Here is a 12313-nt window from a genome sequence, read left to right as displayed (position 1 = left end):
CCGGTGTCGAACGTCGTCGCGATCTACGCCGGAGCTGTTGGTACCGGGAGCCTCGGTTGGCAGATCTATAGAGAACGTCGTCGCCTACGGATCGACGTCGGGGTCGAGTTCGAGCACAGCGCCGAGCCGGTGCGGGCGCCGATGGTCTCCTGGGGGGAGGACCCCAAACGAGACCCCATCGAGTCGCAGCTCACGCTGATCGTTGTCAATCGTGGCGAGACGATCGAGTGGGTCCGCAGCGTCTGGATCGAAGACGCCGCCGAGACTGCGGGCTACGACTTCGAGGACCGAATGGGTGGCGACAAGGAGCTGAAGCCGCGTGCCCGCGTCTTGGCTCGCGTAGCCATCGACGACCTGCCGTTTGATCCGTCCGGAGGCTTCTACGGCAATGTGCGACTTGCGTCGGGTCAGCTCGTCCGATCTCAGCTCCAGCATCTCGATGAGGTCATCCTCGAGCACGTCGCGGATTGGAATCGCACCACCGAAACCTGATCCTCCTGCCGTGAGCCCGCGAGCCGCAGCAGGCGACCGGCCACGCTGAGATACTCGCGCGCTTGCGCTACTCAGTCGAGCTTGACCGCAGTCACATCGCGTCTCTCAGCGGCTCAACGTTGGCCGGGATCACCGAGCTTGTGTGGAACGCGATCGACGCAGATGCGCAGAAGATCGTGATCGAGATCCTGCGCAACGAAGCCGACGGCGTCGTTGGCTACGCCGTCCAAGACGACGGGCACGGCATCACGCCGGAGTTCGCGCGCGAGTACTTCTTGAAGCTGGGAGGTTCCTGGAAGCACCTCGCGGCGAGATCGCCCGGCGACCGTCCTTTGCACGGCAAGCTCGGGCAGGGACGATTCAGCGCCTTCGATCAGGGCGGTTTTGCGAAGTGGACGTCCGTGGCGAACGTCGACGGCGAGAACTTCGAGACCGTCATCGAGGTGTCGGCAGATGACATCGACGTATGCGACATCTCGGAGCCGTCACCCACCACGCGGCCGACCGGGACGCGGGTGGAGCTACAAGGTCTGGGCCAGCCGGTCCGCGGACTCGACGGTGTGGCCCCGCGACACCAGCTCATGACGAAGCTAGCGCTCCCGATCGAGGCATACGGCTTGACGATTGTGTTCGACGGCGAGCGTCTGGACCCGTCCGAGATCCAGAACTACAGAGCCGACTACACGCTGGAAGCCGTCGGCGATCAGGCGGTGTCGATGACGGTCATCGAGTGGTCTGTCAGCGCCCGACGCAGCTTGTTCCTGTGTAACGGCGCGGGCATCGCCTTGCACGAGATGGATCCCGGATTCCGGGTCTCGGACTTCCGGTACTCCGCGTACCTTAAGTGGGACGGCTTCGTTGCCCAACTCAATGAGCTCGACGTCATCGAGATGGGCCACGGCACTGCCAAGGTGGTCCTTGACGCGAGCCGTGAACGGCTGCTCCAGCATTTCGAAGATCGTCGGGGTGAACGGCGGCGCCATCTCGTGACCAAGTGGCGGGACGAAGGCGTTTACCCGTTCGCGGGCGAGCCGGCGACCGCCGTCGAGGAGGCAACGCGCGACACCTTCGATCTCGTGGCGCTCCAGGCGTCCGACATCATCAACTCGGGTCGTGGCCAGGCAAAGAAGTTGTCTCTACGTCTCCTGCGCGAGGCGCTTGAGCGCAGCCCTGGCGCCCTGCATCACGTCCTGCGCGATGTCTTGAACCTGGACGATGAGAAGGTTTCCGAGCTATCCGCCCTGCTCGAGAAGACGCCGCTCGCCAGCGTCATCGCGGCCTCCACAGCGATCGCCGACCGCTTGGAGTTCCTTCAAGGCCTGGCCGCGATGACGACCAGCCCCGATTGGAAGAAGCTCATCCTCGAGCGGTCCCAACTCCACAAGGTTCTAGAGAAGGAGACCTGGGTGTTCGGCGAGGAGTACGCGCTCGCTGCTAGCGACAAAGGCCTGACCGATGTACTGGCCCGGCATGTCCAACTTCTCGGTCGTGACGCTCCCGCGGACAACTCTGCGGTCGTCGATGCCGAGGGCCATCGTCGGATCGTCGACTTGATGTTCAACGCTCGTATCCCACAGGGCGAGAACCAACGACACCACCTGGTGGTCGAGTTGAAGCGTCCGAAGGTGGAAGTCGGACCGACCGAGCTCGAGCAGACAAAGAACTACGCACTCGCAGTTGCCAAGGACGACCGCTTCAACACGTCCAGCACGCGCTGGGAGTTCTGGGTGGTATCGAGCGGCGTTAAGGGAACCGCCGACGAGGACCGTCGACAGAAGAACAAACCGTTCGGGCTCGCCGTCGAATATGAGTCCCACCAGATCCAGATCTGGATCAAGACCTGGGCAGACATCTTGCAGGAAGCCGAACACCGCTTGAAGTTCGTGCAGGCAAAGCTGGGCTACTCCCCAGGTGATCAGGAGGCACTCGACTACCTCCGTCACAAGCACGCAGAACACCTCCCGGAGGTGATGCTCGACGTTGGCACGGACGGCGGCTCCGGGACGGACGCCGAAGTGGACCGGCCAGACGGCCCCGAGTCTTAGCCGTTCGGCCCGGCCACGGGGTGATGCCACTGTTCTGCCCCGTTCCGGACTGACTCTTCGCGGCCGAGGCCAACACGCCGGTGAAGACGTGGCCGCGGCGCGCGACCTCTGGGAGCAGGACGGCACGCGCGTGTTCGGCTGCGCGCTCGCGGCGCGCGCCGCGGTTGAGATGGAGACGCTCGCCGGGATCGACAGCACCACGAACGCGGGGCTCCTCCGCGACATCGATCAAGGCAATGGCCTTATCAGCGGATCGGTGCTGGTCGTCGACGAGGCCGGGATGGTCGGCTCGCGCACCATCGACCGCCTCGCACAACACGCCGCAGCCACCGATTCCAAGCTGGTGCTCGTCGGCGACGACCGCCAGCTCCCTGAGATCGACGCCGGGGGAGCGTTCCGGCGACTCGCGGACGAGCTGGGAGCGATCGAGCTGCACCAAGTCCACCGACAAGCCCAGCCGTGGGATCGAGAGGCCCTCCACGAACTCCGCCATGGCAAAGTCGCGGCATGGGCCGCGGCCTACCGCGATCACGGGCGTCTCGTCTCCCGGCCCACAGCCGAGCAGCTACGCACCACGCTCGTCGACGACTGGTGGGAGACGGCACGCCGACCCGACGCAGGCGATGCGGTCATGATCACCCACCGCCGCACCGACGTCGCCGACCTCAACGCGCTCGCGCGACCGCATGCACCGCGACTGCCGCCTCGGTGACGAGGAGGTCCGGACCGACCGGCGCGCCTTCGCCGTCGGCGAGCCTGCGAGCTTCGACCTCGACGAAGCGCGCGTCGCCGTGCTCGGTCCAGACGAGCGGACGCGCCGCGTCCTCGGGGCCCGGCCCGCGTCCCTTCATCCCGTGAGGCGTGGACACGTGAGGCCGTGGCACTCATCGGTCGCGACGCGCCGACGCTGGACTCGTCTCTACCACTGCCGCGCATTCATGACGTCGGGATCGCGCTCTGAGACTTCAGCACCTCCCTTCGGGGTCGTCCGGAAGGTCAGACGACGGCGTCTCGACGCCGAGCCGGTCGCGGAACTCGACCAGCTCGCGGATCGTCGCGAGGATGCGCTCGTTGCGAGCGACCGCGTCCACGGACTGTGGCGCCACGGTCTCGCTCTGCTTCCACGCGATCGCTGAGGAGATCAGCGCGAGGACGACCTGCGCCGTCACCCGCTCGTAGGTGAAGGCGTCAACGAGGTGGACGGCCTCGATGACCTCGTCGCGCTGGTCGGGCGGGAACGCCAGATCGCACGCCTCGCGCAGCTTGCGCTCCGCGGTCTGGCGCAAGATCTCGCGCAGGTAGTCAGGGACGACGACAGCGCCGCCCCGGGACGGGATAGCGTCCGGGCTGCTCATGGAGTTACGGCTCCTTGGGCCATGCCCCCGGGCCGCGCCAACGGTCGCGGGGGCGCTTTTTCAGTTCGGCGGAGAGATGGCTCTCCTCAAGGCCCTAGGGTGCGGCGCCCCGAAACTCGCCCCCACCCAGCGGCAGGATGTCCGCATGGCGACTCAGCGCCAGCTCGCGCTCTCACGACTCCATCGCGTCAGCGCCCCGGTCTCGTCGACCAAGAGCGGATCCACGAACGCGATCACGCCGGCGAGCAGCTCCGTCCAGAGTTCCGGCGGCGGCGCGAGGTAGGACATGCGTTGCACCATCGCCGCGTAGGACTGCTGGCGATCCGGCATGTGCGCCAGCGCCTCGGCCAGCGGCAGGACCGCCTGCCCACGATGTCCCGCGACGTCGCGGATGTGCCCCAACAACTCGGCGGCCTCGAAGTCGAAGCGCCGGCTGCACACCCACAGGTCGGCGAAGTCCCGGTCGCGGGTGCTCGTCTCGCGACGCTGCATGGCGGTGACGATCTTCTCCGCCAAGTTCAACTCCAGCGGGTACGCCCGCAGCTGCACGTCCGGCTGGTCGATGACCGACTCCAGCGCGATCGTCGTCGACCTCCCCGGGTCGCCGAAGGAGATGTCCAGCGCGAACGGGATCCGCGCTCTGCCCAGGCCGGCGACGAGCTTGCAGCGCACGCCCTGGTACTCGTCGCCCTCCCGCATGACCTCGGTCCTGATGCTGGTCGGATCGATCACGATCCCGTCGTCCGGGTCCGGAACCAGCGAGCAGATCCCGGCGATGACGTCGCGCACGTGCTCAGCATCGTTGGCGACACCATGGGTCGAGAGGTCCGCGTCCTGGGTCATGCGACGCACGCCGCTGGCGGCCATCAGCATCCCGCCCTTGAGCACCATCCGCTCCGCGTAATCCGACGCTGCCAGCCGCCGCAGGAACGACTCGACCGCGTAGACGACGAGCAACGGCTGCGTGTTGCCACCGTGCGCAGCGCGGGCTCGCGCCTGCAAGCTCCTGAACACCTCGACGCCATGGTCGCTCAACTGAGCAACGCCTCCAGCGCGGGCGTCAGCTGCGCGGCGCCTCCGACCTCCCGCGCGATCTCGGCCAGCCGCGCTGGCTGCGCGTCGGCGCGGTCCAGGTACCGGCGCAGCGCGTGCAGGGCCACGTCACGCCCGACCCAACGCGACATCCGCATCGCATCGACGATCGATCGCTCAGCGGAGTAGATCCAGAACAACTCATCGGCGTCGGTGCGATGCTGCTCGCGCCCGACATCGAACGTTCGCGCATCAAAGACATGAACTTGGATGGCCGGCTGATCGATCGAAGGCCGATACGCGCCGCGCGGAACGGCGACGTGGATCCGCTCAGGGACCTCGTCGGTCAGATCCCAGAACGCCAGCGCCGAGTTCAGGCAGATCGCCCCACGCGGCACCCGCGCCGACACCACCGCCAACCCGGAGGACATCCCCATCCCAGCGCCGGGGAGCTGCACGACCCCGCGCCCGACCGCGGTCAGCTCACCGGCCTCCCGCATCCGATGCAGCGTGCTGCGACTCACCCCCGCGGCCACGGCCTCGGAGATGCGAAACGGCCGCTCCCCGAACCGCTCCCGCAAGATGTCGACCTGTCTCACGATGGAACAAATGCTACGCATGGAACGCATCCATGTGCAGCTTTTGTTTCACGTTGGCCGGTCACGCACCGCCGGCGATGAGCGCATCGAACGCCGCATGCTGCGCCTCGCGCGGCCGGCGCTTCATCACACGAGCGTAGATCTGCAACGTCGTGCTCTCATCGGCGTGCCCGACCTGGGCCATCACGTAGGGCAGCGGGTGCCCCGACTCCAGCAGCAGCGAGATGTATGTGCAACGCAGGGCGTGCGGTGTGATGCCCGCCGCGAGCGCCGCCCTGCCCGCTGCGAGGCGAAGCTCGTCCGCCCGAACGCGGCCGTCGGGAACACCGGGGCATCCACTCCGAAATCGCCCAACACCGTGCGGTAGCTGCGCAGCTCGTCGACCACCCACGGTGAAAGCTCGACCTCACGCACGCCGGTCGACGTCTTGGCGTCTTGGCGTCCTGCCCGGCGCTTGTCGAGATTGACGTCGCGCCACGTCAACCCGCACATCTCCGAGACCCGCAGGCCCGAGCCGACAAGGACCGCGATCATCGTCCGGCGCAGCAGCACCACCGGCCGGCCTCGGGTGGCGCGCTGGTAGAAGTACCACGCCGAGCCGCGAGGGATGTTGTAGTCGTTCTCGATGTCGATGTAGGTGAGCCCTCGCTCGTCGCGCAGGTGCTTGACCCACAGCGCACGCTCGCTCGAGCGCACGCGGTCATGATCGAGCTGCTCGGCCGCCTGAAGGAGCGACTGCACCTCGTCGGCTTCCAGGAACGGCCGCCGAGGCCGAACCGCCTTCAGCCGCCGACGACGACCGCGGGCGGGGTTCGCACTGAGGATCTCGTGGTCGACCGCGACATCGAGCATCGTGGCCAGCAGCCCGAGCGTCTTGTTGATGGACTCGTTGCCGAGCGGACGGACACGGGTACGCCGTCGCGAACTCGTGGAACGTCTGCGCCTCCGGTCGCGGCTTGTCCCCGGCCTTCACCGGTGGCGTCCAGACGCCGGCACGGATGCGGGCGAGCACGTCCTCGCGCTCCCGGTTCGCTCGCGCGCGCGTCCAGCCGTCCTCCTGGGTCCCGAGCCGCACACGGTGCCGCTCGCCGCCGGCCGTCACGCGCAAGGAGTAGGTGATCAGCCCGTCGTGGCGCTCGTACTCCACCACCGCGCCTCTAGGCGGACGTGCCATGCCGCACCTCCCCGAGTCGCGGCCGCACCGGCAGCAGCCCCGCCGACCGTGCCGCCCGCTTCTTCCTGGCCTTCCGCTGCTTCACATCAGGTTGTAGCTCTTGGAGGTCGAAGCTCGCCCCCTCGGCCAGCGCCCGCACGCGCGCGGCAACCGTCCGCGCCTCGAAGCGGATCGGCGCGCGCGACCCCGACCCAAGACGGAACGTCCCAAGGCTCGCGGCGTGGTCGTACGCCCACCCGGCCTCGACGTGCAGCACCGCCGCCACCTGGGCGACGGTGAGCAGCCGCGGCGTCTCGCCGACGCCGGCCGCAGCCAGGAGCAGTTGCTCCAGTGGTTCGATCGGGATGTCGGCGTCGAGGCGCACGGGCCTACAACCCCAGTCGACCGACCGACCCGAACACCCTCGCCCTCGTCGCCCGAGGGTTTCGGCCAAAGCGCGATTCTCTGGCCGAAACCCACCCCAGAAGGCCGCAAAATGCTGAATCAGCGCTCCTCGCGAGCGCGATCTCAGCGGCGAATTTGCCTGCAAACGAGGCACTACGCCGTCCGTCCAATGTCGGATTCACACGCGAGAGGTCGCAGGTTCGAAACCCGCCGCGCCCGGGCGCCGAGGGGCGTCCCGCACCGCGGATGGGGACTCTTCCCCATTGTCCTGGACCTGCCGCTACGGGAGTGTTCGTCGAATGCCTCACGCCGATGTTCCCGGGGACTCGCGGTTCAAGACCTCGTTGATGCACCTGCTCCTGACCTGGACGCCGCTGCGCTTCCGCGTCGTCCACGAGCGGGCGCTGGGCGTCGCGCACTCCCTGCGGCGGGCGGATCGGCGACGGCGGGAGCGCCGGGGCGACTGGTCGCGGTCCACGCCGGCGCTGTTCGGGATGGACGTGCGGCTGGGCACGCTGCTGGGTCGGGACGGGACGTTCGTGGAGGCCGGCGGCAACGACGGCTTCACGCAGTCCAACACCTACTACCTGGAGCGCGCGCTGGGCTGGACCGGCGTGCTCGTGGAGCCGGTGCCGAGCCTCGCGCGGCTGGCGGAGGCCAACCGGCCCGACTCGCGCGTGGTCTGCGCCGCGCTGACCGACCCGGCGGGCAGCGGCCAGACGCTGCGCATGCACTTCGCGGGCCTGATGTCGATCATCTCGGGCGCGCGCGGAGACGAGCGCTCCGACCAGGAGTGGACCGACAAGTACTTCGAGGGCAACCCGGGCGGGCGGTACGCGTTCGACGTCCCCGGGATCACGCTGTCGGAGGTGCTCGACGCGGCCGGGGTCGGCGAGATCGACCTCCTCTCGCTCGACCTCGAGGGCTACGAGCCCTCCGCGCTCGCCGGCCTGGACTGGGACCGCCACGCGCCGCGCTGGCTGCTCGTCGAGGCCCACGACGACCAGGCGCGCGAGACGATCACCGCCATCCTCGGCGACCGCTACGTCCTGGCCGGGCGCTTCTCGGAGATGGACGACCTGTACCACCGGGCCGACGTCGTCGCCCCGGCCCTCGACGCGGTCACCGAGCGCACGGACGCCGCCGCCGATGACGACGCCGCCGGCGGCGCGGAGGCCGCGCGCTTCCAGCGCGCCGGCGCCGCCGAGCCCCCGCGCTGAGCGCTCACCACGGGTCGACGAAGCGCCCCGACCACGCGGTCTCCCCGGCCGCGCGCAGCGTCGCGGCGACGATCCCGCGCGTCTCGGCCGGGTCGATCACGTCGTCCAGCTCGAAGAACGTCGCCGCGTTGATCGCCGCCGCGTTGGCCTGCGCGGCGGCGGTCAGCTCGCGCACGCGCGCCTCGCGCTCGGCGTCGTCGGCGATCGCCTCCAGGTCGCGGCGCATCGACAGGCGCACCGCGCCCTCCAGGCCCATCGGCCCGAGGTGCGCGCTCGGCCACGCGACGGTCAGCAGCGGCTCGTGCAGCGAGCCGCCGACCATCGCCTGCGCGCCCAGCCCGTAGCCGCGCCGCAGCACGACCGCCAGCAGCGGCACGCGCAGCGCCGCGCCCGCGACCAGCAGCCGCGACGTGTGGCGCACCAGCGCGGTCCGCTCGTGCTTGGGCCCGACCATGAAGCCGGGCGTGTCGACCAGCGAGACGATCGGGATCCCGTAGGCGTCGCACAGCTGCAGGAAGCGCGCGGCCTTGTCGGAGGAGTCGGCCATGATCGCGCCCGCGTAGTACTTGGTGTTGTTGGCGATGATGCCGACCGGGCGGCCCTCGATGCGGCCCAAGGCGGTGACCATCTCGGGCGCGAACCTCGGCCGCAGGACCACGACGCTCCCGGAGTCGCACAGCCCCTCGATCACCGGAACCACGTTGTAGGCCCGGCGCCCGCTCTCGGGGAGCATCTCGATCAACTTGGATTGGTCGGGCGCGCTCCACCCGTCGACGAACGGCCGCGTGAAGAACCCCAACAACTTCTTGGCGACCGCCACCGCCTCGGCCTCGTCCTCCACCACGACGTCGACCACGCCGTTGGGCTCCTGCACGTCCATCGGCCCGACGTCGTCGGGCGCGACCTCGCCCAGCCCGCCGCCCGCGATCATCGCCGGCCCGCCCATGCCCAGCGACGCGCCGCGCGTGGCGACGATCAGGTCCGAGCACCCGGCGATCACCGCGTTGCCCGCGAAGCAGCGGCCGTGCACGATCGCGATCCGCGGCACCTTCCCGCTCAGCTTCGCCCACAGCGCGAACGCGCGCGTGTGCAGCCACGAGACCGCCGGGAAGTCCGTGTCGCCCGGCCGCCCGCCGCCGCCCTCGGCGAAGAAGACCACCGGCAGGCCCATCCGCTCGATCAGCTCGAACAGCCGGTCCTTCTTGTCGTGGCCGGTCATCCCCTGCGTCCCGGCCAGGACCGTGTAGTCATAGGCCATGACCGCCACCGGCACGTCGTCCACGCGCGCCGTGCCCGCCAGCAGGCCGTCGGCGGGCGTGCGCTCGTACAGCTCCCGCAGCGGCCGCCGCGCGCGCTGGGCGGCGATCGCGAAGCGCCCGTACTCGACCCACGAGCCCGGGTCGACCAGGTCCTCCACGTTCTCGCGCGCGGTGCGCCCGCCGGCCTCGTGGCGCCGCGCGACCGCCTCGGGCCGCGCCGCGTCCTCGGTCAGCGCGCGCCGCGCGAGCAGCTCCGCCAGGTCGTCGGCCGGGGTCGGGGCGTCGCTCATGCCCCGCACCCTGCCAAAGAACGCTCCAACTATGCTCGCGGCCATGGCCGACTACGGGCACGAGCCGCAGTTCGGGATCTTCGTCACGCCCGACGCCGCCCAGGCCGACGCCGTCCTCGCGCTCGCGCGGCTGGCCGACGCGGTCGGCCTGGACCTCGTCACCTTCCAGGACCACCCCTACCAGGCGAAGTTCCTGGACACGTGGACGCTGCTGTCGGTCGTCGCGGCGCAGACGACGCACGTCCGCGTCGCGCCCAACGTCCTCAACCTGCCCTTGCGCCCACCTGCCGTCCTGGCGCGCGCGGTCGCGTCGCTGGACCGCCTCAGCGGCGGGCGCGTCGACCTCGGGCTCGGCGCGGGCGCGTTCTGGGACGGCGTCGCGGCCATGGGCGGCCCGCGCCGGACGCCGGGCGAGGCGGTCGACGCGCTGAGCGAGGCGATCGAGATCCTGCGCGCGCTCTGGGACACGTCCCAGCGCAGCGTCCGCCAGGTCGGCGAGCACTACGCGATCGTCGGCGCCCACCCCGGCCCGGCGCCCGCCCACGACGTCGAGATCTGGGTCGGCGCCTACAAGCCGCGGATGCTGCGCCTGACCGGCACCCAGGCCGACGGCTGGCTGCCGTCGATGGGCTACATCGAGTTGGAGGACATCCCGGAGGCCAACGCGCGCATCGACGACGCGGCGGCCGCCGCGGGCCGCCCGCCGAGCGCGATCCGCCGCATGCTCAACCTGCTCGCCGGCGGCCTGGAGCCTGAGCGGCTGGCCGAGCTGAACCTGCGCGACGGGATCAGCACCTTCATCCTGGCCGCGTCCTCCGACGACGACGTGCGCCGCTTCGCCGAGGAGACCGCGCCCGCCGTGCGCGAGCTGGTGCTGGCCGGCGAGAGCCGTCCGCTCGCGGGCGCCGGCGCGGGCGCCGCCCGGCCGGTGGTCGTCGAGTCCACGCCGCTGGCCGCCGACCCCACGCCGCCGCCCGCGCGGCGCCTCTCGGCCGAGCAGGCGTGGGACGAGGCCACGCGCCCGACCGCGCGCGGCGCCGACGCCGGCGAGACGGGCGCGCGCCGCTACACGCCCGACCAGCAGGCCGCGGGCCGCCACCTGATCGACGTCCACGACCACCTGCGCGCCGAGCTGGACCGCCTGCGCGAGATCATCGAGCAGGTCGCCCGCGGCGAGACCGACGCGACGACCGCCCGGCAGCACATCACGCGGATGACGATCCGCCAGAACAACTGGACGCTGGGCACGTTCTGCGAGACCTACTGCCGCGTCGTCACCCAGCACCACACGCTCGAGGACCGCTCGGTCTTCCCGCACCTGCGCCGCAGCGACCCCGCGCTCCAGCCCGTGCTCGACCGCCTCGAGGCCGAGCACGTCACGATCGCCGACCTGCTGGAGCGCGTCGACCAGGCGCTCGTGTCGCTCGTCGCGCCCGGCGGCGACGGCATCGCGAACGTCAACGCCACCGTCGACCTGCTCACCGACGCCCTGCTGTCGCACTTCTCCTACGAGGAGCGCGAGCTGATCGAGCCGCTCGCGCGGCACGGCTTCTACTAGGGCTGGGCCGCGGCCCCGCCCGCCAGCTCGGCCCGCTCGCCGATCGCCAGCCAGCGGAAGCGGTCGCGCACGCCCGCCGGCGCCGCCGCCAGCTCCGCCTCGATCGCCGCCCGGCCCTCGCGGAAGTGCTTCCAGCCCTCGTAGTGGATCGGGATCGCCTGGCGCGGCTCGATCAAGGACACCAGCTCGACCGCCTCGGCCGCCGTCATCGTGTAGCGCAGCGGCCCGCTGATCGGGAAGCGCACGCCGCCGAGGTGCAGGATCGCGGTGTCGACGTCCAGCCTGCGGGCGACCTCGCGGACGCCGTCGTAGAGCACGGTGTCGCCCGAGATCCACAGCACGCCGCCCTCCTGGCCCTCCCACCGCAGCGCGAAGCCGATCACGTCGCCGACGATCGGGCGGCTGCCGGGCGGTCCGTGGCGGCACGGCGTGGCGGTGATCTCCAGCTTCGGCGCGCCGTCCTTCTCCAGGACCGTGGTCTGCCAGTCGGTCAGGCCGCGCGCTCCGGACAGGCCGTCGCCCGCGAGCCGCCGCGCGCCGGACGCGGTCGTGACGACCGTCCCCAGCGTCGGCAGCAGCGCGCGCCCGGCCGGATCGAGGTTGTCCCCGTGGTGGTCGTGGCTGAGCAGCACGCCGTCGATCGCGCCGAGCTCCTCGCGCGTGAGCGCCGGGCCGGCGAGCTTCTTGGAGGCCGTCCCCCACCCGAACCGGTAGTTGGCGCCCGGAGGGTCGAACGTCGGGTCGGTCAGCAGCCGCCATCCGGCGACCTCGATCAGGAGCGTCGGACCTCCGACATGCGTGAGCGCGATCGCGTTGGTGGCCGCCGCCTCGCCGGTCATGATGCGGACCCTACGCATCGCGGACATCCGTCCGCAAACCGTTGATACCAGCACGTTGCTGCCGTC

General features: G+C 70.4%; 13 protein-coding genes. 5 read left to right on the top strand and 8 right to left on the bottom strand.

The features are described from left to right. The first annotated feature begins 3 nt into the window (after positions 1–3). From VFG42_RS11205 to VFG42_RS11195, 3 genes are all read left to right on the top strand, one after another. Positions 4–492, top strand: coding sequence for a hypothetical protein (locus VFG42_RS11205; protein WP_324908341.1), 489 nt, complete (start codon positions 4–6; stop codon positions 490–492). Between the two features lie 62 nt (positions 493–554). Beyond that, positions 555–2537: an ATP-binding protein gene (locus tag VFG42_RS11200; RefSeq protein ID WP_324908339.1), complete on the top strand. Its 1983-nt coding sequence runs from the start codon at positions 555–557 to the stop codon at positions 2535–2537. An 88-nt stretch (positions 2538–2625) separates the two neighbouring features. Further along, complete coding sequence (locus VFG42_RS11195; protein WP_324908338.1) at positions 2626–3249, top strand: AAA family ATPase; 624 nt, start codon at positions 2626–2628, stop codon at positions 3247–3249. Positions 3250–3502: 253 nt separating this feature from the next. Here the strand turns inward: VFG42_RS11195 and VFG42_RS11190 are convergent, their stop codons facing one another. The 6 genes from VFG42_RS11190 to VFG42_RS11165 form a co-directional block, all read right to left on the bottom strand. Next, positions 3503–3892, bottom strand: coding sequence for a hypothetical protein (locus VFG42_RS11190; RefSeq protein ID WP_324908336.1), 390 nt, complete (start codon positions 3890–3892; stop codon positions 3503–3505). Positions 3893–4045: 153 nt separating this feature from the next. Next, positions 4046–4927, bottom strand: coding sequence for a nucleotidyl transferase AbiEii/AbiGii toxin family protein (locus tag VFG42_RS11185; protein ID WP_324908334.1), 882 nt, complete (start codon positions 4925–4927; stop codon positions 4046–4048). Next, on the bottom strand, positions 4924–5523 hold the full coding sequence (locus VFG42_RS11180) for a type IV toxin-antitoxin system AbiEi family antitoxin domain-containing protein (protein WP_324908332.1): 600 nt from the start codon (positions 5521–5523) through the stop codon (positions 4924–4926). Before VFG42_RS11180 ends, VFG42_RS11185 begins: the two co-directional genes overlap by 4 nt. 61 nt (positions 5524–5584) lie before the next feature. Continuing rightward, positions 5585–5749, bottom strand: coding sequence for a hypothetical protein (locus tag VFG42_RS11175; RefSeq protein ID WP_414642370.1), 165 nt, complete (start codon positions 5747–5749; stop codon positions 5585–5587). Beyond that, the gene (locus VFG42_RS11170) at positions 5707–6375 is read right to left on the bottom strand and encodes a tyrosine-type recombinase/integrase (protein WP_324908330.1); all 669 of its coding nucleotides are present in this window, start codon (positions 6373–6375) and stop codon (positions 5707–5709) included. The genes VFG42_RS11175 and VFG42_RS11170 overlap by 43 nt, the downstream gene beginning before the upstream one ends. A 305-nt stretch (positions 6376–6680) precedes the next feature. Continuing rightward, on the bottom strand, positions 6681–7061 hold the full coding sequence (locus VFG42_RS11165; protein ID WP_324908328.1) for a hypothetical protein: 381 nt from the start codon (positions 7059–7061) through the stop codon (positions 6681–6683). Positions 7062–7380: 319 nt separating this feature from the next. Here VFG42_RS11165 and VFG42_RS11160 point away from each other — a divergent pair, with 319 nt between their 5' ends. Then, positions 7381–8301, top strand: coding sequence for an FkbM family methyltransferase (locus tag VFG42_RS11160; protein WP_324908326.1), 921 nt, complete (start codon positions 7381–7383; stop codon positions 8299–8301). Positions 8302–8305: 4 nt separating this feature from the next. Here VFG42_RS11160 and VFG42_RS11155 read toward each other — a convergent pair whose 3' ends face one another. After that, a complete protein-coding gene (locus VFG42_RS11155) occupies positions 8306–9850 on the bottom strand; it encodes an acyl-CoA carboxylase subunit beta (RefSeq protein WP_324908324.1) in 1545 nt (514 codons plus the stop codon). 43 nt (positions 9851–9893) lie between these two features. On the opposite strand from VFG42_RS11155, the gene VFG42_RS11150 reads away from it, so the two are divergent. Continuing rightward, the gene (locus VFG42_RS11150) at positions 9894–11408 is read left to right on the top strand and encodes an LLM class flavin-dependent oxidoreductase (RefSeq protein WP_324908322.1); all 1515 of its coding nucleotides are present in this window, start codon (positions 9894–9896) and stop codon (positions 11406–11408) included. Here VFG42_RS11150 and VFG42_RS11145 read toward each other — a convergent pair. Beyond that, positions 11405–12247: an MBL fold metallo-hydrolase gene (locus VFG42_RS11145; RefSeq protein ID WP_324908320.1), complete on the bottom strand. Its 843-nt coding sequence runs from the start codon at positions 12245–12247 to the stop codon at positions 11405–11407. The genes VFG42_RS11150 and VFG42_RS11145 overlap by 4 nt on opposite strands. Between the last annotated feature and the right edge of the window lie 66 nt (positions 12248–12313).

Source organism: Baekduia sp., from assembly GCF_035685985.1.
Taxonomy (GTDB): Bacteria; Actinomycetota; Thermoleophilia; order Solirubrobacterales; family Solirubrobacteraceae; genus Baekduia.
Note: the sequence above shows the minus strand (reverse complement) of the source record. Positions and strands in the feature narration are given on the sequence as shown.